Origin of the sequence: Acinetobacter baretiae, assembly GCF_015627105.1 — a bacterium.
GTDB classification, from domain to species: domain Bacteria; phylum Pseudomonadota; class Gammaproteobacteria; order Pseudomonadales; family Moraxellaceae; genus Acinetobacter; species Acinetobacter baretiae.
Genome location: NZ_VTDM01000020.1, coordinates 32,188 through 53,416, shown reverse-complemented (window position 1 = coordinate 53,416; position 21,229 = coordinate 32,188). Strand labels below are relative to the sequence as shown.

The 21,229-nt window shown below is 37.3% G+C and carries 27 protein-coding genes; 2 read left to right on the top strand and 25 right to left on the bottom strand.

Translation table 11 applies throughout. The annotated features are described in order from the left end of the window. Window positions 1–49: 49 nt before the first annotated feature. The 6 genes from I2F17_RS09045 to I2F17_RS09020 all read right to left on the bottom strand — a co-directional run bounded on the left by I2F17_RS09045 (window position 50) and on the right by I2F17_RS09020 (window position 6,169). Window positions 50–388, bottom strand: coding sequence for a phage tail protein (locus I2F17_RS09045; RefSeq protein WP_211139682.1), 339 nt, complete (start codon window positions 386–388; stop codon window positions 50–52). Beyond that, a complete protein-coding gene (locus I2F17_RS09040; RefSeq protein WP_211139681.1) occupies window positions 388–717 on the bottom strand; it encodes a hypothetical protein in 330 nt (109 codons plus the stop codon). The genes I2F17_RS09045 and I2F17_RS09040 overlap by 1 nt, the downstream gene beginning before the upstream one ends. 25 nt (window positions 718–742) lie before the next feature. Next, complete coding sequence (locus I2F17_RS09035) at window positions 743–4,546, bottom strand: tape measure protein (protein WP_211139680.1); 3,804 nt, start codon at window positions 4,544–4,546, stop codon at window positions 743–745. A 72-nt stretch (window positions 4,547–4,618) separates the two neighbouring features. After that, entirely contained in the window at window positions 4,619–4,963 is a 345-nt protein-coding gene (locus I2F17_RS09030; protein WP_211139679.1) for a hypothetical protein, read from the bottom strand. An 85-nt stretch (window positions 4,964–5,048) separates the two neighbouring features. Then, window positions 5,049–5,936 (bottom strand): KilA-N domain-containing protein, encoded by an 888-nt coding sequence (locus tag I2F17_RS09025; protein WP_211139678.1) that lies wholly within the window; start codon window positions 5,934–5,936, stop codon window positions 5,049–5,051. Window positions 5,937–6,016: 80 nt separating this feature from the next. Further along, entirely contained in the window at window positions 6,017–6,169 is a 153-nt protein-coding gene (locus I2F17_RS09020; RefSeq protein ID WP_211139677.1) for an Arc family DNA-binding protein, read from the bottom strand. 92 nt (window positions 6,170–6,261) lie between these two features. Here I2F17_RS09020 and I2F17_RS09015 point away from each other — a divergent pair, with 92 nt between their 5' ends. Then, window positions 6,262–6,867: an XRE family transcriptional regulator gene (locus tag I2F17_RS09015; RefSeq protein WP_211139676.1), complete on the top strand. Its 606-nt coding sequence runs from the start codon at window positions 6,262–6,264 to the stop codon at window positions 6,865–6,867. Between the two features lie 19 nt (window positions 6,868–6,886). Here I2F17_RS09015 and I2F17_RS09010 read toward each other — a convergent pair whose 3' ends face one another. From I2F17_RS09010 to I2F17_RS08955, 12 genes are all read right to left on the bottom strand, one after another. Then, window positions 6,887–7,123 (bottom strand): hypothetical protein, encoded by a 237-nt coding sequence (locus tag I2F17_RS09010; RefSeq protein ID WP_211139675.1) that lies wholly within the window; start codon window positions 7,121–7,123, stop codon window positions 6,887–6,889. 32 nt (window positions 7,124–7,155) lie between these two features. After that, window positions 7,156–7,599, bottom strand: coding sequence for a hypothetical protein (locus I2F17_RS09005; RefSeq protein ID WP_211139674.1), 444 nt, complete (start codon window positions 7,597–7,599; stop codon window positions 7,156–7,158). A 3-nt stretch (window positions 7,600–7,602) separates the two neighbouring features. After that, window positions 7,603–8,532 (bottom strand): phage tail tube protein, encoded by a 930-nt coding sequence (locus tag I2F17_RS09000; protein ID WP_211139673.1) that lies wholly within the window; start codon window positions 8,530–8,532, stop codon window positions 7,603–7,605. 87 nt (window positions 8,533–8,619) lie between these two features. Then, window positions 8,620–9,015, bottom strand: a complete 396-nt coding sequence (locus I2F17_RS08995; RefSeq protein ID WP_211139672.1) for a hypothetical protein — start codon at window positions 9,013–9,015, stop codon at window positions 8,620–8,622. After that, window positions 9,012–9,431 carry a hypothetical protein gene (locus I2F17_RS08990; RefSeq protein WP_211139671.1) on the bottom strand — a complete coding sequence of 140 codons (420 nt, stop codon included), beginning with the start codon at window positions 9,429–9,431 and terminating at the stop codon, window positions 9,012–9,014. The genes I2F17_RS08995 and I2F17_RS08990 overlap by 4 nt, the downstream gene beginning before the upstream one ends. A 2-nt stretch (window positions 9,432–9,433) precedes the next feature. Then, complete coding sequence (locus tag I2F17_RS08985; protein ID WP_211139670.1) at window positions 9,434–10,075, bottom strand: hypothetical protein; 642 nt, start codon at window positions 10,073–10,075, stop codon at window positions 9,434–9,436. 50 nt (window positions 10,076–10,125) lie between these two features. After that, window positions 10,126–10,566 (bottom strand): hypothetical protein, encoded by a 441-nt coding sequence (locus I2F17_RS08980; RefSeq protein ID WP_211139687.1) that lies wholly within the window; start codon window positions 10,564–10,566, stop codon window positions 10,126–10,128. Further along, the gene (locus I2F17_RS08975; protein ID WP_211139669.1) at window positions 10,562–10,939 is read right to left on the bottom strand and encodes a hypothetical protein; all 378 of its coding nucleotides are present in this window, start codon (window positions 10,937–10,939) and stop codon (window positions 10,562–10,564) included. Before I2F17_RS08975 ends, I2F17_RS08980 begins: the two co-directional genes overlap by 5 nt. A gap of 5 nt (window positions 10,940–10,944) precedes the next feature. Continuing rightward, window positions 10,945–11,373 (bottom strand): hypothetical protein, encoded by a 429-nt coding sequence (locus I2F17_RS08970; RefSeq protein ID WP_211139668.1) that lies wholly within the window; start codon window positions 11,371–11,373, stop codon window positions 10,945–10,947. 52 nt (window positions 11,374–11,425) lie between these two features. Next, window positions 11,426–12,382: a major capsid protein gene (locus I2F17_RS08965; RefSeq protein WP_211139667.1), complete on the bottom strand. Its 957-nt coding sequence runs from the start codon at window positions 12,380–12,382 to the stop codon at window positions 11,426–11,428. An 18-nt stretch (window positions 12,383–12,400) separates the two neighbouring features. Beyond that, the gene (locus tag I2F17_RS08960) at window positions 12,401–13,162 is read right to left on the bottom strand and encodes a DUF6651 domain-containing protein (protein WP_211139666.1); all 762 of its coding nucleotides are present in this window, start codon (window positions 13,160–13,162) and stop codon (window positions 12,401–12,403) included. A 112-nt stretch (window positions 13,163–13,274) separates the two neighbouring features. Next, window positions 13,275–14,120, bottom strand: a complete 846-nt coding sequence (locus I2F17_RS08955; RefSeq protein WP_211139665.1) for a phage antirepressor N-terminal domain-containing protein — start codon at window positions 14,118–14,120, stop codon at window positions 13,275–13,277. A 207-nt stretch (window positions 14,121–14,327) separates the two neighbouring features. Between I2F17_RS08955 and I2F17_RS08950 the strand changes: the two genes are divergently transcribed. Beyond that, entirely contained in the window at window positions 14,328–14,555 is a 228-nt protein-coding gene (locus tag I2F17_RS08950; RefSeq protein WP_211139664.1) for a transcriptional regulator, read from the top strand. A gap of 81 nt (window positions 14,556–14,636) precedes the next feature. Here the strand turns inward: I2F17_RS08950 and I2F17_RS08945 are convergent, their stop codons facing one another. From I2F17_RS08945 to I2F17_RS08915, 7 genes are all read right to left on the bottom strand, one after another. After that, entirely contained in the window at window positions 14,637–15,455 is an 819-nt protein-coding gene (locus tag I2F17_RS08945) for a hypothetical protein (RefSeq protein WP_211139663.1), read from the bottom strand. 80 nt (window positions 15,456–15,535) lie between these two features. Beyond that, window positions 15,536–16,216 (bottom strand): hypothetical protein, encoded by a 681-nt coding sequence (locus tag I2F17_RS08940; RefSeq protein WP_211139662.1) that lies wholly within the window; start codon window positions 16,214–16,216, stop codon window positions 15,536–15,538. A 33-nt stretch (window positions 16,217–16,249) separates the two neighbouring features. Then, complete coding sequence (locus I2F17_RS08935) at window positions 16,250–17,287, bottom strand: minor capsid protein (RefSeq protein ID WP_211139661.1); 1,038 nt, start codon at window positions 17,285–17,287, stop codon at window positions 16,250–16,252. Continuing rightward, window positions 17,265–18,734, bottom strand: a complete 1,470-nt coding sequence (locus tag I2F17_RS08930) for a DUF4055 domain-containing protein (protein ID WP_211139660.1) — start codon at window positions 18,732–18,734, stop codon at window positions 17,265–17,267. The genes I2F17_RS08935 and I2F17_RS08930 overlap by 23 nt, the downstream gene beginning before the upstream one ends. Continuing rightward, entirely contained in the window at window positions 18,731–20,221 is a 1,491-nt protein-coding gene (locus I2F17_RS08925) for a terminase (RefSeq protein ID WP_211139659.1), read from the bottom strand. The genes I2F17_RS08930 and I2F17_RS08925 overlap by 4 nt, the downstream gene beginning before the upstream one ends. A gap of 8 nt (window positions 20,222–20,229) precedes the next feature. Further along, window positions 20,230–20,682, bottom strand: coding sequence for a terminase small subunit (locus I2F17_RS08920; protein WP_211139658.1), 453 nt, complete (start codon window positions 20,680–20,682; stop codon window positions 20,230–20,232). A 9-nt stretch (window positions 20,683–20,691) separates the two neighbouring features. Then, window positions 20,692–21,219: a hypothetical protein gene (locus I2F17_RS08915; protein WP_211139657.1), complete on the bottom strand. Its 528-nt coding sequence runs from the start codon at window positions 21,217–21,219 to the stop codon at window positions 20,692–20,694. Window positions 21,220–21,229: the final 10 nt, after the last annotated feature.

Genomic DNA, 21,229 nt, shown 5'->3' with positions numbered 1-21,229 from the left:
AGGCATAAAAAAAGCACCTTTCGGTGCATGGATTGATTTGGTTGTAAAACTAAAACTGCTGTTTAAATGTAGTTGAGATTCGCCACACTGCACCGCCTAAGCATGTAGGCGTATAGCTTGTATCTGTTTTCACTCGAACTGTGCCATCAAGTGGCGATTCCCATAAAAAAGAATCTGCCCCTTTATGGTCATCAAAGAATGCTTTAATCGCTAAGATTTCATCTTTTAACGCAGTTCGTTGATAGTTCCACTGTCCTTTTCGGTTGTTGATGCCAATAGATGTATGTTGCTCATACCCATCACCAAGTACGTTAGACACCACGTTAAAACTTTGAGTATTTGAGTTGCCATCTAAGTCAGATTTGAATGTGAATTGTCTGTTGCTCATTAGGATAATAAGCCCCCTTGACGTTTTTCATCACGTATTACTTTTTGTATCGCATCATGAATAATTTGATTTAAATTTGGCGTTTCCAAATTAATTGAATGCAATGCTAAAAATTCATCATGACTGAGAATAACTATCTCTTTGTTATCTTTCTCAATAATCCAGTCGCCAAAGTGGATTTCTGCATTGAAGTCATTACGTCTATAAGAGATGGTTATCTGTTGTGGTTTACAGGTTCCAACATAGCTGATCTGGCCACCAAGTAGACTTAACACTTCATCATCATTACCAACTACTCCAACTGCGTTCTTGAATTGAATTGCTTTCATAATATTCTCCAGATAATAAAAAAGGCTACTTACTCAGTAGCCCTCCTTGACGTTGTTCTTGTTGAATGATCGTTCTTACCGTATTACCAATCATTTGACCTAGTTGTTTTTGGTTGTCTGTACTAGCACCAGATGTTGTTACACCTGAGTCTGTTACATTCACTTCAATATTCACATTGCCTTGTGGTTGACCATTACTACTCAACTGGCTTGCAATACTTGCAGATCCACCAACTACACCGCCATCAGAATAGCCTTTAATACCCTTCCGAATGCCTTCGACTGTTGAAACACCACCAAGCCGTGCAACATCGGCTTGTGAGAATACAACTTCACCTTTGTGCACAACACCTGCAGGTTCAAATACACCACCATCACCTGTGTAACCACCATCTGAAAATCCTGCGATAGTTTGGGCAGCGATAAGGCCTACTGATGCATAACCCATAGCACGGATCAAAGTTGCTGCTGGCAAACCAAAAATACCTGTTTGGGCTGTTGTTGCACCTGCTGCCAACTCAGTATTAATAATTTGCTGACCAATAGCCATTGCCTTTTGTGCTAAGAACATTGCCTTGTATTCTTTGGAGTTTTCTCCTCTTGCCTGCTTAACCATATCAGTCATAGAGCCCCACACTTCCGATGCTTGGCTTGTAAGTTGACTATATAATTGTAGTTGACTTTGGGTTTGAGCAATCCTTAAGCTATCTTCTTGGTTAGCATATTTTTGTGTGATTGCAAGTTTTTGTGCTGAATATGCTTCATCAGCCTCAAGTAACAACTTATATCTTTCGTTTGCATCTGCTATTTCATACTTACCGTTTTTATCCTGGCTGTTAATTTTACGGGTACTGCTATTGTGATCATCAGAAGCTGCACTCAATTCACTACTATATTGATTTTGCATGTTCCACATAGCTAGTGATTGTGGTGTCATTGCACCTCTAACTTGTGCTTGTGCTTCTATAGAACCTGCTTGAGCCTTACCGAGTTGATCATTTATTGCTGTCTGAAGCTCTTGCACTTTTAATGCTTGAGTTTTCCTAAAGGTATCAATCTCATATGATGCCTGCTCATCAATACCACGTTTAGCAATAGTTTTTTGCTGTTCACTAAGGTCTGTAGATGCATCAATAATCGCTTTTTTAACCTCAGCATCTTTAGCTATTCTTTGCTCACCAACCCAAGCCCAACCATTGACTTGTTGATCAAATTGAAGTTTTGAAAGTTGTGTTTGAGCTTGGAACTGATCTTCTGATTGTTTCAGCTTTTCAGCTTGTTCAGAACCTGTGTAGGTTAAGCGGATATCACGAAGTTCTTTTTCATGATCTTGTTGTAGCTTTTGATCCTTAGTATAAAACTTTTCAGCAAGCTGGAGTTTAATTTGATAGAGCTTATCTTCATCTGCACCGAGTTTACTAATATCAAGGTCACTTGAATCACCATTTGTATTAACTATATTTGCTAACTGATTTCTATAGTTTTGCTCCTTTGCTTTTGCACTCTCTGCTTTACTAACACCAATTTTATTACCGCTATAATCCCATCTAACATAATTGGTGCCAATAACCTTAGATAATTCAGATTGACTCAATGAATCATTAGTTAGAGCATTTTTAGTTCTCTGGTATGATTTGTTCGTTGTAATTTCACGAACTGCAAATTTCGCTTGTGCATCAATAGCACTCTGATTGTTTTTAATCGTACCATCATCATTCAACAGGTCTTTTGAACGTAACTCACGTATAAGATCAGTTGCTCTATCTCCTTGATATGAGAACATGCCAACATTTGTTTTTTTATTGTTTGCATCAATATGAGAACCAAATAAATATTTATCATTAAAGTCATTCTCACGACCAACTTGAGCAGCCATTGCGAGTGCTTGGTTTTTTCCTAGACCAGCTTTTAAAAATGCTTGATATATTTGATAGCCTCTAGCAAGTTGCTCATTTGCACTAAGATCAAGAGCTAATTGACGCTCTTTTTCTTTTGTCTGCTCCTTAATCGCCTTACTATTGTCTTCTTGTTGATTTTTCAAATCTTCTTGAAGATTGAACTGATTATCAGAAATGCTTTTCTGCTCTTTCGTGAGTATTTGAGTAAATGGGATTTTATTGTCTTCACGCCACTTCACAATAAACTCTACATAACGAGCACCACGCTCAGTACCACCATTTAACCTTTCAGTATTTAACTGATATTGTGTTTTGAGATTCTGAGTATCTGTTAGCTTTTGCATATCCCGAATCTTTTGATTATACATCTCTTGGCTTGCAGCTGCTTTTTGTGTAGATTCTGATGTTTTATCCATACCAGAGCCAACACTATCAAGCTTTCCTTTTACATCGAGCAACGCCTTACTTGTATCAACATAACTATCATATAACTCACCTAAGCGACTGATTTGCTCAGGTGTTACTGTCTGAATTTTATTTAACTGCTTAAATGCCTCAGCCTTGCTTATAACACCTTGACGCACTTTATTTGAGATATCTACAACTTGCCAATTTGCTTTATTACTGTTTTGTATATCAATGACCTGAGCATTATATTGACTAGACAGCTCTTTCATTTTCTTAGCTAAATCAGCATATGTTGCTGAAAGATCCTCAATTGCACCTCTTTTTTGTGCTCCTTGAAGTTTTAACAAATCTTCTGTGCTTTGTCGTGCATATTTTGAGTTTTCAATTAATGCTTGTGTTGATCGATCTGTGCTATCACGCATAAGTAAATAAGCTGCAGCAGTAGCTGCTACTGTTACACCCAAACCAACAGGTCCACCAATGATGCCAAGTAAAGAACGACCAACTGCCAAACTTGTCATCTTAGCTGCATTGTTAGCAAGTACAGCTCGTGTTTCAGTATTCCAAGCAACAATACTTCCTGCCATTGAGATAGTTTGCTTTACAATTTGGGTGGTGATTAAGCCCATTAAAGTGGCGATACCAAGTGAAGCAAATGTACTAAAATTATTTGCAATCAATTGAATACCATCGGCTAAAGCTTTGGCGCTTCCATTCGCTTTGCCTGCTTCACCCACAAACTTTGTCACTTCATTATTCAAGATAGTAAATGACTGTCCAATGGTTGGATCTGTTTTAGAAAATAAGGTATCGACTGAACCTTTGGCTTTATCTAGTGCCTTAACAAGAGCTTCGGAAGTAATAGATCCTGTTGCTGCTACAGTTTTTAATTGGCCAACTGTAATCCCCATCCCCTGTGCAATTGCTTTGGCGAGTGCTGGCGTTTGTTCCATCACAGAATTTAATTCTTCACCACGTAAAGCACCTGCAGATAATGCTTGGTTAAATTGAATTAAGGCTGCTTCTGCTGATGCTGTTGTTGCACCTGAAATGGCCACTGCTTTTGATACAGTCTCAGTAAGCCTTGCAGTTTGTTGCATGTTTAAACCAAGTGTTTTAGCATTGTTGGCAAAGCCTTGATAAACCTGTGCTGCACTTTCCCATGATTGGCGTGTACTTTGAGCAATTTTAAAAGTATCGCTCATAGCTTGACTAAGTTCAATTTGGGATTTAGTGACAAGCTTTAATCTATTTTGAAGATTGGTGTAAGCATCAGACTTATTAATTGCCTCTGAAATTGAAAGATACCCACCCATGATGACAGCAAGTTTTTTAGCTGAAGTTGCAAGTACATCAACATTTTGAGTTGATTTATTCGCATTATCACCAAAGCTTTTAACTGACTTACTTGCATCATTACCACTTCTAGTTGTTTGATTTAAAGCAGCAGCTAAAGCTTCCGCATTTTTTTGGGCATTTTCACCACTAATTTCAATAACCAAACGGCTTTTAGCTTCTGCCATGAGTTGTATCTCCAAATTTTAGGCAATAAAAAACCCACCGTTTGGTGGGTTTTATTAATCATGTAATATAGTTTAGTCATCTTTCATGACTTTAACGCATCTTAAGTACTTCTGATTTGCAAACTCATTAACAGCATTTTTCTTCGCTTCCTCTGTTTCCCATCTCGGCTCAGCATATGCACTATAGACGATATTTCTATAGTAATCTTTTAACGAATCTCTAATATTGGGAAAGTCATTAATAAAGTGAATATCATTAGAAATACTCCCATCTGTTTGACGCGATTCCATAATTGTACGGGCAAAGTCTGCCATGCCACTACAAAATTTATCAATACGTTCCTCGTCTACTTTTGTTCCAGCGAAAGCACTACTAACCGTAAGAGAAATTAAACACCCTAAAATTATTTTTTTCATATTCACTCCTAATTATTAAAGCAAATATAATTTATTGGGCAATAAAAAACCACCCATAAAGGGTGGCTGTTAAGATAATTTTAAATTACCAAGACTGTGCATTAAACCATTTAGGATTCACGCCCATTCTTATACCTGTTGAAAAATTAATGGTTCGGCAATATCCATCAATCAAAGGCAACCCTTGTTTTGTTTGATAATTAAGGTCAATGCTGACTTCCCTTGCTAATTCGTTAGATCGAATGATATATCTAGCATAATCTCTCATATCACGTGGACACATTAACTCTAAAGCTTTCCATAGATCATTCATCATGCCATTTTGACTCAGAATCGCTTCAATTAAGCTTCTGATCTTTTCGTACATTTCATTTTCTTCAAATTTCGGGGCTTGTTCCACTTTACTTTTAATTACCATTTCTTCTAAATATTTCACGGCATCTTCAAAGTGAATAGCCAATAATTCAGAGTAACGTGGAATTTTAAAATGGCGGTTATGACGTGACCACATTTCAGCATAAATCTTTCTTTCGCCTTTAGAGCGTCTGTCTACAATTTCATGTAATAGAGCTTGTTGTTCAGGTGAAATACTTTTTCTATCGTTCATTTGCCACTGCATAACCATAGCATCATAAGCACGAATTACAGTTAAATGAAACTTTGCAGAAATCCACATTGCGTAAGCATAAACAATTTCTTTAACAACGTATGTACCTCGATTTTTACCACCATTGATTGATTTAATTGCACTCTGCAAATTTGCAGAGTGGTTTTCTGATTCAATCTCAGCTACCAAATCTTTTGTTTGCTTGTTGCGAACAAAGAATGCAGGTTGATGTTTTTCAGCACCGCCACTTGCCTTATGCAAATCATGTAAACAATAACGTCCATCTTCATCTTGACGAATTGAAAAGTCGCCAATTGCTAAAGGTTGAGTATTTGTGCTGACTCGGTTTTGTGTTAAATTAGACATGTTGTTTTTCCTTACAGATTGCGACTTCATCAAAGCTCCGTACCGTCCAAAGTCAGGAGCTTTTTTGTTGTCTGTTAATTTCATGCTTTCGCACTCTCTTTTCGTTTTTCTTCAAGAATTTTGATTACTTCAAATGAGAAATTGCGATAGTTTTCTTTTGCTCTTTCATTCAACCAATCGACGAGGTCTTTTGGCATGCGAATAGATGTTGTCTTTACATTATTCTCTTGCATAATCTATACTCAAATTTAGCTAAATTACTCCAACTTATTTTGGAATAACTTAATACTAAACCATATTATTAGATAATTTCAAGTAATTTATTATGAATTATTCAAAACCCCTACATGTTGCACTTAGAGAAGCACGTCTAAATATTGGAGTCAGTCAGAAAGAATTATCTGAAATGACAGGGATAACTCGTGCCTTGATATCTAAATATGAGAGCGGAGTATCAAAGCCTAGAGCTGAGACTATTCAGCGCCTATCCGTTGCTTTGAAAACGGATTTATCTAATTTGTTGCAATCTACTGAAAATCACATTCCTTTTATTCAGATAGGATATAGACATACAAATATTGATGATAAGTTTTTTACAACTACAATAGATTGCTTAAGAGAAAATAATATTCACTTAAACACACTTTTTGCATACGTTTCTTCTGGCTACTCTATGTCACCAACAATTATTGACAATGATAAACTCCTTATAGATGAATCAAAAACCACAATTAGTGATGGCTCGATATATCTAATAAGTCACGGTGGCTTACTAATGATCAAGCGTCTATATAACCTACCTTTAGGCGGGGTAAGGATTGTCTCGGATAATGCTGTTGAATTTCCTGAAATAAGGCTTACAGCTCAGGAATCAGTAGATCAATTTTTCTCTATTTTAGGAAAAGTTGTTTTAAGACAGGGCTTTTTATAAGAAAGCCCTCAATCGAGGGCTACTTACTCCTCTCATCTTTCAAAAACTTATCATCTAAAGCAAAGATACTCTCTACAAATACCACCATTTCAATATCACAGCCGTATACTTCAAAGTACGCCTGAATATCTTGCAGTGACAGATCAAGAGGTATCGCTTCGATATAACGACGTGAGCGAGAAATAATGTTAAACGCACCTAAAATATAAGATGCGGTAAAACTTGGTTTGATTGGCTCAGGCGCTTTAAGCCCCAAAGCCTCACGTTGTTTTCTTTGGTGTTCAGTCGTTATGCCGTACTTTCTGTACTCGAAGTACTTGAGGACTTTCCCACTTCTTCTGCCAAACTCGCTTGACGATCTTTTTCAAGATCAAATGCTTTATTGACAACAAATGTTGCTATCTCTAAAGATTCTTGAGTTTGAGTACATAGAATTTCAGCATTTTTAGCACTGTATTCAAACGGCTTATTAGGCTCTGAATCAATCCCTGTCCAACCAAGTAACAAGTGTGAAATAGCACGATTAAAAGCAAGCTTTGCGCCTTCTGCCGTATCATCTGTTACTTGCTTCATGCCTTGTAGCTCTTGTTCAGCCTGCATGTTGCTGAGTTCTAATGTGCGATTAAATGAAGGCTTATTTGAGCTTGCAATTAATAAACGCACACCATCTTTATAATCCACCCATGTTTGTGAAAACTCAGCTTTAGGCGGTTGCTCAATTTTAATCAACATCTATTAAGCCCCTGTTTTAGCAAGTGTGCGTGTAATCGTTGGCGACACTTTGATGTGGTTGTAATTGATTGAGATCGTAATGGTGTCATTACCACCACCATCAGGATGATTTGCTTCTGCAACTTCAAGCTGTGGGAAGTCAAAGGCATACTTATTGCCTTTTGGATCGGCAATTTCAAACTTAACCGGCATAGTTGCACGAGATTTGATGTAGTCGATATAACCTGCAGATTGAGCAGAAAACATATACGATGTATTCAAAGTAATATCGACCATCTTTTCAAGATATGTTTGAGCAGATAGTTTTTGATTACCAATACAGCGAATTGCTTCAAGGTTATTGTTAATGGTCAATTCAGCAGATTGTAAACACGCTGTCCCAACCACGCTTTGACCATTGACTGTTAATGCACCCACATTGGTTGTTGATACAATGACTGCATCACCTACAGCTTGAGGATTGGTTACAGGGTTTACTGTAGTACGCTCAAAATCTGTACCCATCAAACTAAACTTATTGGTCAGTTTGCCTGTGGTTTGAATGCTAAGGGTTGCTTGATTGAAGCGTACGCCACGATAGATAAATACTTGACCAATATCTGCAAATACTTTCACAAAAGTAAAAGTTTTACGCACATTACCACCAAAATTTAAAACATCAGCAGACCAATCATTCATAGCAACTGCTGACCAGAAATCATCAAACAAGCCAACTGACATCTCAACTTCAAGTTCGCCTGTAATTTCTGATTCTGTGGCCATACCACCTTGCTTGAATCGTGTATCTGCAACACTGTCCGATGTTGCTGTCGTTACATTTTCAGTTAGGCCATCTGTCACACGACGTACAGTTTTCCAAACTGGTGTGCTTGGTGTGGTGCCCGGTACATCTTCGGCACAATAGTAAAGTTGAATACGAGCACCTGAGCTCATGGCATTCTCCAAATGTTAGGTATAAAAAAACCACCCAAAGGTGGTCAGTTGACTGAGCGCAAAATTGCGCTGAGTGTTTATTTCTATTTAGTTCACTCGGTAAGGCACTCGAATGTAGCGAATCACAAAGTCGGCATTTTCATTTTGTGCGATTTCACCATTTAGGCACTCAAGCTGTCCTGTTTGGTAATACTCAAGATGATTTAGCCACGAATCAGCCAAATTGTTTAGCTCTAACAAACCTGTGTTTGGTCGTGCATAACATGTGATTTGTATTATGGATAATCTGCGTGTTTGTGGGCCATCTGCGATACCACTGATTAGTGATTGACCTACAAAAATATCAACCGAACACCATAAACCGTTTGTTGGTACAACAAATGGCTGTTTGCTTTGTGGGTATAAAATACGGTTTTGATCTATGCCAGTGAACTGACTCACACGCCTAATCATTGCAATATGAGCCTGTGTAAGTGTCATCATCTAAATTTCTCCTTTACAAGCTGAAATGTAAGACCGTATAGCCCTGTTGGTGCTTGCTTTGAATAACCGTTGATTGTTTTTGGCGTTTCGGGTTTTTCAGTGAATCCACCATATTCGATCTTCATGGCTTGCGGTGCATTGGTTTGAATATATACCGTGGTAAATGGCACAAGACCGTTAAGTTTAGATATACCTTTCGAGATGGTGGCTTGTCCGGTCTTATCGGCATTGTTTGGGTTGTAGTTATAATCAGGTTGTCCAATACTCAAGTTGTGAGAGCCACGAAATACGCCCTTATCTACAGGTGACTGGTAAATCACACCTGTCAAAGCAGTCAATGCAATAGCTCGTTGTCTTTCAGTGAGATCAGATTCAACCATCTTTGAAAAGTCACTTGGATTTACTGTCCAGCCCATCGTTACTCCTGAAAAATTGGAAGATCATTTTTAAAACTAGGGAATTCCTGTACAGCGTGCTTAATATAACTAGCTAATACCTCATCTCCATCGGAGTGTTTTGCTATATCTAAATAATAGTTCTCATTATTATGTTTATGATAAATAATCCACTCTCCAGTAATAGAATGTGTGTTTTTTCTATCCAAATACTGTTGTGTAGCAGAGAAATAAGCCATTTTTTGAATTTTGTCATTAACTGAAAGCGCTTCATTATTAATGATTTCAAAAATCTCTGCATCGAAATCTTTATTTTTTGATATTTGATTTTGTATATTCAAAGCCATAGATCCAATATTCGATGGCTCATAATGCTTATGCCACAATCCTTGTAGAGGGTTCTTTTTAAACTGCGAAGGGGGTTTTGTTGAGCTACCTAAGTTATTACTACTCTCTAAAAACCCTATCTCTCCAACAATTTCATTTATATTTTCACCCAACCTAAACGCATGGAAAAGCTTAACAATAAAGCAGAGTGTAAACCTTTCTCCAACTATTTTTTCAAAGTGATTATTCCTCAATATACCGCAAAAGAGACTAAACTTATCCTTTTCACTTGGATCGGAAAACTCTAAATTGTTCTGTATTCTATCAACCTTACTCATGCCTTGAACCCCAAATTTAACGATATAAGTATAGGTATAAATATACAGTATTAAGTCTTCCTTAACTGAATTACCCAAATGCTATCCGTTGGATCTTTACCTATACTTATCACTCTTAAACGATTATTCTCGCCCCACAACTTTATAGTTACATTATCTGCTGTAATTTTTGTGCTATCAGATGTTGTAGGTGAAGTGGCTTTTACCCAAATATCATTAATTTCAGGTGTTGCAGTCACTTCATTTTGTAAAAGTGTCGCTTTTGCATCATCAGATTGATAATTATCAGGTTTAACCAAGTCTTTCTGGTATGAACCAAACAGCACTCCACGACCTGAATAATTAATAGTGCTTCCATTCATTACAGTTTCTGTAATCGGATTATATTCACCACCTTGCACACGTTCACAAGTAAATGAATGCACAGCATCAGCTAAATCATCATTAAATGCTTCTGCAAGTTCTGACTGAATATCATCACGCATATCAATTCCTTGTCATTGAAATAGTAAACATCGGCTTTCTGATCTGCTCTGCATCAATCAATGCCAATGCAATTTGTTCAAACTTAGAAACTTTACGACTATTTTCAGCAAAGGTTTTGGCAACGCTGGTTCCTGTTTGTGCAGATACTGTTTTACTTAAAACTTTTTCGGCCTGACCTGAATACAAGTCGCCAGACAATATGCCTTTGATGATTTCACACGATGCTGCTTTAAGATTGTCTGAAATTACTTTAGGCACAAAACCAATTTGATTTTTCATCCATGTATTGGCAAGCAGAACTAAACGAGCTTTATCACTGTCAGGTGCAAAGCTTGACCCTAATAGACTATTTGCATCATCAATAGAAATAAAGCTCATAAGTATTACCCCTGCAACAACGCAAGTAGTTCATCTTTGGTTGCACCTGATTTAAATTCAATGCCTTTTAGGCTAAGTACATCTTTGAGTTCATTCAACTTTAACGTGCTGTAATCCACATTTTTTAGTTCTTCAATGCGAGATAACATTGCATCAATGTTGTTTTGAAAAGCAATATATTCACGTTGGACTGTTGCTAATTGATCTTTGGTGTTTTCTAAATCTAAGACCACTAAATCAAACTGTTCGAGTGAGATAAAGCCATCATTTGTGATTTTTTGATATTGGCTTGGCACATCACCACCCACTTTATCACATGCTTCCACGATGTCTGAAGCATGACAAGCTGAAGCTTTACGCAGTAACCATCCGTCATCTTGTAACTTTTTGACATTTTCATGTGAAAAATCATCTGTGAAATATAACTTTTTCATATGTTACTCCCAACAAAAAAGCCCCAATTCAGGGGCCTTGTCGTCATAGTGGTTATTTAGATTTAACTAATACGCCTGCAGTATCTTTAATACTTGAAGCAGTTAAATCCCAGTTAGTTGGTGTGGCAATCGCTGCGTCACTTGGTGACTTACCGCCATTAGCTTGATCCCAAGCATAACCTTTCACACCGACGTTATAAGACCATTCAGCTTGATAGGTGTATTTGAGGTTCTCACCACCTGTTGTTGGTACAAGTTCAGCATTGAAGTCTTGGTTATCACTAATAACCAACGCACCTTCAACAAGACCTAAAGTGTTGTAATAGGTGTTTGCATTTGCAGTGGTTGATAATGCTGGAGAATCTGTCACAACGAATACACGGCCAAATGGATCACGTACAACATTGATACCATCGTAAGAGAACAATTTCTCAGTATTAGTTAATGCGTTATCAAATAAATTATGCATTGTCGTTGAGTGGAGAATCCAAGAGCGTAAAGCACCTGAACGGTCTCCCATGCGTGAAGCACCTTTATTTAACAGTCGGAAGCTTGGATCAGATGTACCATCACCCTCCACAGCATTTGTATTGCCACCAATAGCAGATGCTGCACCTGATAAACCAGCATTTAGCATATCGCCTAGTTTAGCTTTTGCTAATTGTTCACCAATCATGAGTGCAGCTAACTCTGGGTTTTGCTGCACCCATAGGTATTGTTGTTTTTCGTATTCAATTGGCGGTGTACCTGCTGCTACTTTCACCGCAACATTTAACAGTTGCTCTAACTTTTTGGCTTGTACTGTGCCATCACCATAAGCATTACGACGACGCACTAATCCACTGATATTTTTAAACGATGCTTCAATATCAAAGTCACCATTTGTTGGCTTATTCAAAAGAACAATAGAGCCTTGTGAGCTTTCGTTAAATTTATCAATGTCTTGAGCAATAGTTTCAGTCATTGCTGTATATGTTTGTTTATTAAATACCTGTAAGTCAAAAGGCATGAGTAAAAACTCCTAAAATTAATGTTGTTCGCCTACTTGTTTTAAGTAAGCCACTTTTTCTGCTTGTGTTTTGCATTCGCTCAATGATTTCGGGCCATGAGCTTTACTTCCTTGACCACCAAAACCACCACCTGATGATTGATTGCCTTTGAGAATTGAATCTTTATGTTGGTATCCACCGACTAAAGTTTCTAATGCTTCATCAAAGTTAGCTAACTCACCAGGACGTGAGCGTGAATAAAGTTTTTGACCATTTGCGTCATAACCCACCACTTTGCCATCTTCAATTTTGAAGTTATTGCCAAAAGTGGCTTGGATCATATCTGCAGGGATTACAATGTTGTCTTGAATGAATTTAGATCGAGCAAAACCACCACCAATTAACTCTTGGTGCAATTGGTTTTGTACTTGATCTCGTTCTGTTGTGAGTTGCTGAAGTTGAGGCTCATACGTTTGTTTTAATGCTTCGGTAAGTTCAGTTTTCACTTTCTCAATTTCGCCTGCATCCACAAGCTTTTTAGCATCAAGGTTTTGAACGGTTTGCAAGGCTTGTTTTGCTTTACTTGCGTCTAGTCCTTCAAATGCTTTGAGTGATGTTTCTGCTTGTTCTTTTGCTTCACGATGGCTTTTTGCTTCCGCATTCAATTGGCCAATTTTTGCAACTGTTTGTACAGCATCAAAACCAACTTCTTTACCATCATCATGCACATAAACAGGTAACCCCTGTTCACTTAAAACTGCATATGATTTACCTTCAATAACAACTGTTTTGATTTTCATTTGGTTATCCAACCTTTACTATTTAATGAGTATCCACTCGGTTCGCTGTTGGCATCCGCTTTCAGCAGGCATAAAAAAACCACCCATAAAGGGTGGTTTTTAATTTCAATAACTATCTTGTCTGTCTATTTCTAAAAAAATCTATCTTGCCATGACTATTTAAATCATAAGGTAAGTCTTCAAGAACTTGTAAACTTAACTTTCTTGCATCCTGTCCTAAAATAATAGATGCAATGAACGCTCCATCAATAAAATGATCATTGATGTGTCCTGCCATTTTTGGATTAATTAATCTAAATGCATCAGAATAGCACCGCCACCAAGCTGAGACCCAAAACATACTATGAGCTAATGCTTTAGCATTATTTGTAAATATCTCATTATTGGGTTTAATGGCTGTACTATATAAAGCAATTAGTTGGTGAACATACTCGACTGCTATAGAAATAGCATCGTAAGGTATCTCATCAATATGCTCTACATTAAAACGTTGGTGCACAAGCTTATATGCATCGCTGTAGTTGAGATGCTTTGTTTTTGCCACAAGCAAATTTACAGCACTTGTTAATGGTGCACGTTCTTCTTTCGATGTTCTTGGGTTTATTGCTTGCCCTTTAGTCCAATAATCCCACAAAACATCATCACATTCATTTTGGTACAAGATAACTGTGTCGCGAAGTTCAGGTTTAATTTTATTTGGACTTATAGAGTACAACCATGCAGGTAACTTTCGCACAGGCAAGCATATCATTAATCGCTCTTTACCATCATTTGCAACCATTGCGATTTCCGCAATAGTTGATGCAAACTTTTGTTTTAGCTTATTAAATTGTGAAGCCCAATCTAAACTCATACCTTCAACAATTGGCTTCATTGGCGTATATGGCTGACCGTTATGCTCAACTAAATATAGTTCGGCACTATGGAATGGTACAGTTATTTGAGTTAAACTATTCATGTCTATTTCTCCAAAAGATTAGATATAAGCCCTTGCTTTTGGTTGGTAGCCTGCAAGGGCTTTCTTGTCTCAAGGTAATTAACCTTGGTAGAGCCATCTTATATAATACCTTTTATTGTGTCAATTCTTTTTATTGTGCTACAACAAAAAATAGTAATTATCTTTTGTTGTGCTATTATGTTGTGAAATTCAACTTGTGGTGCAATTATGGAAATTAAAAACAATGTTGCTAGTTTGCGTGAAAAAGCAGGCTTGAGCGTTTACGAACTATCAAAAAGGTGTGGTTTTGTTAGTGGTAGTAGAGTTTTATCAAACTATGTAACACGAGCTGAACAAGGGCACTCTGTTAAAGTAGATACCGCCCTACTTATCTACATTGAACTCAAAAAAGCTGGCCTATGTGAAAATTTTGAAGATGTCTTTTGGCTTGAATAGAAAAAATCCACCGTTTTAGACTGCACCCCAAAAGCTGAACATTTTTCGCCTAATTTAAAGGGTGCATTTCACTAGGTTGCTTTACAATTGATTCCAATTGCAGTTGTTTTTTTGCTTCCTCATTCCATTTTTTAATGATTTTAAATCAAATGTTTGCATAGAAAAATCGTCACCGCTTGCCCTAAAGCTAATTGTTAGATTATCTGATCTTTTTAACACAGAGTATAGCTGTTCATTACTTCCAAAAGTTTGATACCCATCATTATCATCTAAGTATGGTATTAATACCATGTCTGCACCACCCTCCTTAGTGCTTATGGCAACATGCTTGTCCAGTGAATAAGAGACAGATTTCATCGAGTATAATGAAAATTTTGTTCTGCCATCTGTACAATGAATTTGCAATATTGGATATATATACATACCTTCTTTAAGTACAGGACCTGTTGGGGTTGTTGTGGCAAATGTATCCCCAAACTTTGGGTCAGGTTTATTATAAATGGGGTCTGGCAGTTTGAAATTTGGTAATACTAACTCTCCATTTGCGTCAATCTTTGGTTTTTCTGAACAAATTTTACTCCAAGCATTGGGAAAAACTTGAGTACTAATATTCTGCTCATCCTCAAAAACAACCGCCTTGTCGTTCAATACAATAAACCGATTAAAGCCAACATAGCCACCAAACTTATTTTTAGAGTTCAACTCACCACAATACCCTTTCAGGTTTCGAAACTGAGCAGAAGATGGGTCAATTAAATCACTGCTTGCAACCTTCTTTACAAATTCAAATGCCTTATCTGTTGTTATTTTATCAATTTTAGCCTGCTTACTTTCCTTACTCTCACACCCACCTAAAGCTACAATCACACCCATTACACTACATAAAATTATTTTTTTCATATTCACTCCTAATTATTAAAGCAAATATAATTTATCGGATAATAAAAAACCACCCGAAGGTGGTAATTAATATTTAAAGTTTATGATCTACTCTCTTTCAATTTTTTTTCTGTAAATCGAATTAAGAAATGATCTTTCAATAGAAAGGTGAATATTTTTAGTCCCATCCAATCGATTAGCAACATACAAAATAAAGCAAAAAAAGCTAATCCGATCTGAATAAATGCATGATTACTAATAAACTTTATAAAATTTAGTGAATAAACTAAAGCGCCATAACTTAATACCACTATTAAAATATAAATAGTTAAACCTATAGTTTTTTTCTTACGAGCTTTTTTAATGAATTTTTGATCTATTACTTCTAATGGTTCAAATCGCCAAGTTTCGGTATTAAGTTTCAAACTATTTCTACACTGCTTATACAACCATACCGCATCTATAACATTTTCATAGCTATGTAATGCCTTTAAAACTGGCAATGATTCGCCTCTAGTTTTTAGATAATCTTCATAGTCAAATTTCACTAAATCATATTCAACTATAGATTTTTCTGACTCTGTTAATAAATTAGATTCGAGCATTTTTTGGAGCTGTTTTCTTCTATTTTTTCTTTTACTCATTCCTAAAATATCTTTCACTAATTCAGCATTTTTAACTTTTGCATAGAATGCTAGTACAGACAATATACCAACTGAAATCACCCCCAAACTAGATTGCAAGAAATCTATTAACTTTTGTATATCTACATTACCAACCATTTTTATACCCCAATATAAAAAAATACCAATATATTAGGGGTTATCTAGAATTTCCAACTCTTTCAACGTAAAAACCTGCCCCGACAACGGATCTAAAAACTTATCCAATGTGTACTTACCATCTTTATATAGATTATACCGTGCAGGTCCTAGCCAATTCTTCTGAAACGTTTCATCTTGCTTAGCAAACCATTCCTTAAATGATGTATTGCTATCCACTGTCTTAATGTCTTTACCATTATCGGATGGACGTTGCCCTATCGTTTCACCCGATTCATCTACGCCCACCAAAATAGACCTACAATGGGGATGTAAAGGTGGCTTTCTTATATCAGGGTCTCCTACTTTCCAAATCGTGCCATCAAGACTTGCACATATTTTTGATGTTCTGCTGTCTAGTACAGATACAAATTTAAGGTACTTCGCACCGAGTGATTCAAACGTACTGACGTATGCAACATTTGAGATGTGGCTTCTTGCTGTCCTTACCATGGCATCAATACTATTTCTCGACTGATTCAGTAATCCATCTTGATAGTTAAACTGCTTTGTACCTCGTATACGTTGCATTATTTGCTGATTCGTCTGTCCTTGGTTAATCCCATCACGGATAACATTCTCAACCTTTAGCCTTGTATCAACTGTAATCTTACTAAATAGCGAATCAACCAAAGTACCACCCGTTAATGGCGTATTTTGAACCTGAATCATTAGAGCTTTTCCATCTGCCTTAATTGCCTGATCTGCAAACTTTCTTGCAATATACTGTGCCTCATAGATTGCTAATGCTGTCGCACTGACATTAAAACCATCAAGTAAGACTGTACTTAACTTTTGTTGCCATTCTTGGATTAGAGTTTGAATGTCTTTTAGGTTATTGGTGGTGTACTGGCCTGACATTAATGCCGTCTTTTCGGCATCACTTAAATCATCAAGCAAATCTCTCAATTGTGAAAGCATCTGACTCGTATTGCTATCAAATGCCTTTAATAATGTCACGACTTCACTTGAAGACAGACGATATAGATATGCTTGATGTTGTATTAGATCATTGAGATTGTCCTGATCCATTGCTTACTCCATTAGGCTGATAACCACCAAGTGGCGCATTGACCTGTTCTTCCTCAAGCAATGCTTGTACTTCTTCCCAAGAATAATCAGGTACCACACCTGTACGCTGATACTCATACCAACCTTTGTACGGATAACGATTAGATAAACACGCTTCCCATAACTGCTTCGCACGTTCAGGATCAAACTGAGGTTTACTAAAATCTTGATCGATACTAAACATGAGGTCTTCACTGTTTAGACTGTCGCTATTTGGCAACATAAACCGAGCTATCCATCCCAATGCTTGTGTAAATGCACTGCTGATATTGACTGTACATAAAGATAAAACTGAATGTTGCACAGCATCATCATTATTGGCTTGTGTTGCTGTTTTTGTTGCAGAGCCTTGTTCAATCAGACGTGCACCAATTTCCTTCATTTGCTCCCATTTCTTATCCATGGCTGTTTGTGCCAACGTATTAGGTTGAGCTTGGACCATTTCAATTTTTGTGGGAAATGCATTTTTACAGCCGATGTATAAACCATCTCTTTTAATGATGTCATACATATCTTCTGTTACTTCTGGCATTGAAAACTGTGGCTGTCCTACAAAATAAACTGACTCTTGAAAGTCTGCTGAATCTTGGTAATGGGCAATATTTAGATCCACCAATTCAAGTAGTGGCGGGTTATCTAATGTCGTTGAATTATCAATCGCACCAACAAAAGTAAAAGGTATGTAATCCCATGTCTTACCTGCATAATCAGTAGGTATATACTTTTCTTGTGGCTCAAACATGCTGTTTTCAGTATTTTTATAAACTTGCACAGTAAAAACATATTGGCCATCTATTTGTTCTAACCGCAATACCCGATATTGATCTGAAGTTGTGATTTCAAACTCACCATCTGCACGACTTGTCACATGCTCTTTAATGACGACTAAGCATATTTTCTGCTGATTGCCTACCATCATAGTATCCCAATTGATCACAGCAACTGCAGGCAGTACATGCATCATGGCATATGCATTTTTCTGTTTATCATCTTGGCGTGTTTTAGAGGGTTGTACTTGAGGGAAATCAACATATAAAGCACAGCGATAATGTTTTAATAAATAACGTAATGCTGTTTGTGTAAGCTGATAAACACTCATACCCTGACCATTAGCATTAATGTCTAAATAGCCAAGTTGATCTGGTCGTTGAAAGTTTGGAAGCTTTGCATAAGGTGCACCAACTAAACTACCTAGCGTTTTACCTGTTACACCATAAAATACTGCATTTTCTAAATAGCTTTTATATTGTTCTTGAGCTTCAATTGAGATGTCATGTTTATTACGACGGCAAAGGTATTTTTCACCTTTGCTTTTCACTTTTGATTGACCCTGACATACATCATCAACCTTGACCCATATTGGCAAGTTGGCAACATAGTCAGGATGTTGAAATGAAACGTCTGTCATCGTGCAAATCCTATTTTTAATGAAGTGATTTTTTTCGGCTTATTCATTGCCACGCCAAACATACGAAAACCATCTGCACCATGCGATGTATGATCGTGCAACGGCTTGTCTTTCCAGCAACCCTTATTGTCATCCCACTCTTTGCGATAATTTTCTAAGTGGGAAATACCTTCAGCACACTTATGCTCATCAAACTCACAGTAAGCAAGAATCTCTCGGGTCTGTTCAATACCATCCATCACACCAATACTTTCAACCACCTCAAACCGTACTGAGTACAGCTCACCATCAATCATGTAACCCTCTTTGGCCACATCAAGACGTGACTTTGCATCGTTCAATAAGGATCTGTTTTTAATATCGTGCGGTGCGTAATGTTTAGAATATTTATAAGGTTTATCTTTGAGTACTTTGAAATAGTGCCGTAAACCTTCACCTGAGTTCTCGTAGTAATCAATCACCTGGTAACATGTATCTGAAAGTTTACGAATAAACCAAATAGCCATCGAATCAGATACACCTAAATCCCAAAAGGTCATTACGGGTAAATGTGAGTTGTCAGGCAATGTGCCAATACGGCCATCTTGATAGATCGCTTTAAACTGATTCTTGTAGTACGCACCTTCAACACTCTGAGCAAAGGCTTCTGCAGGAATACTTGGATATTCACGCTTCATATCCTCACCAAGTGTTTTTTCTTTCGAGTGATACCACGCCTTTTGACGTTCAGTGACTACAACGCCATGCTTTACTTCTAACTCACTAAAGTAAGCCACTAGCCGTTCAGGTAATGGCTCAATAACATCAATCGCATATTGTGGATTCTTCCACCATGAGAAAAAGAAAAACTTCCAATCTAGGGGACTTAAAGCCTTTTTGAGCAAAGCCATCTTTTCAGATTCTTGGCAGTAGTTATAAAAGTAACCTTGCTTACCTTCTGCTGTGCTTTCTAAAGTGATCTTTCCACCGAGTGGCACAGCTTCAAATGCACCAGTGACAATCTCTTTGGCTTTTTGTGGATACTTAGCACAGATTTTCCCAAACTCAGACACATGCAAGCTATACAGCGTTCCACCACGAAATGAAGTTGATACAGTAACGCTACCACCTTTCTTAAATACAAGCTCACTGGTGTTGGCTTTAACAATTGGATTAGCCTGCTTTACATCGTCAGGCAGTCGCTCATAAGCATATTGTGTTTTATTGCGAAATAGACGCTCAGCATCAGGGAGTGAATGAGCAATCAAAGCACAGTGTTTACGGTGAAATAAGGCAAGGTCTAGCTGAATGATGCACATTTCAGTAGTAAAACCTAACTGCCGTGCTTTTAGAATGACATTACGATCATGCATATTGTCAAAGTATTCTAACTGCTCAGGTGTCATTTTAAATGTGACACACTTTCCTGACTTATCCTCAATTTTATAAAGATGATTTAAACGCCAAAAACGATTTTTAAGAAGTTTCTTCTGCTTATCTGTGAGCATAGATCCTCCTACAAATCATTGTCTCCTATGTTGTCCATGAGATCAGCAATGGAAGTTACCGTAACACCACCACTGTGTTCGACTTTGTCTTTGAACATGCCCAAGTGCTTGCCTAGCATCTCCAAGCCCTTTAAAGCACCCTGTTCCTTGAACACAAATGCTTGGGCAATCTCACCATTTTCGGTTGTAGTTTCACCATCAATAGCTTCAACCTGCATACACCGCTCAACTACTTTTTTAATATTACTTAAAACATAGTCTTGTGTTATTTCGGTACGCTCAGATCGTTTGTTTTGTGCTTCTTGGATAGCCTCTGAAACTCTAGTTTTCCCTAGTAGTTCACTTCCAATTTTATCGGCACTCTTTTCACTATACCCAGCTCGAATTGCTGCCTGAGTTGCATTCAGGTCTATCAAATACTCATCGACAAACCTTTGCTGTTTAGGCGTTAGGTTCGCCATGATGTTCTCCTATTTTTCTAAAGCCCACTTCAAATCATCAGGACACGTCAAGTGTAGCCCCAAAGTAATCGATGCAAAGTCATGAATCTTGTCGCAAAACTCTGATAGCTGTTTTGTTGTTGCTGTATGTGTTTTTAGGTGATCTTTAACAAACATTCTCACCAGATTGTTGTACCGCACCCAATAATGTTCTTGCTCACTCTCATCTAGTTGTTTAATCACTTTTTTAAACTGAATCACTGAGTCATATTGCTCTTTAGATTCTTCATTATCCCGAACCATAATTGATGCAAAGAATTTCTTTTTCATTAGAAATTTCACATGCTCTGGTGTATCACCCATGTTTTTGGCTATTTCACCAAACCACATATGGATTAAACGGTTTTGAGCTTTTGTTCGTGTTTCTTCTTTTTGATCCACTCGCACAATTAAAGGCTTATTATCACCTACTGCTTCACTGTGGTTTTGACCCAAGAACCCATGTACTCGCATCACATCGGTAAAGGATTTAATGACGAATGTTTGTTTTAGATCCATCGTCATTTCC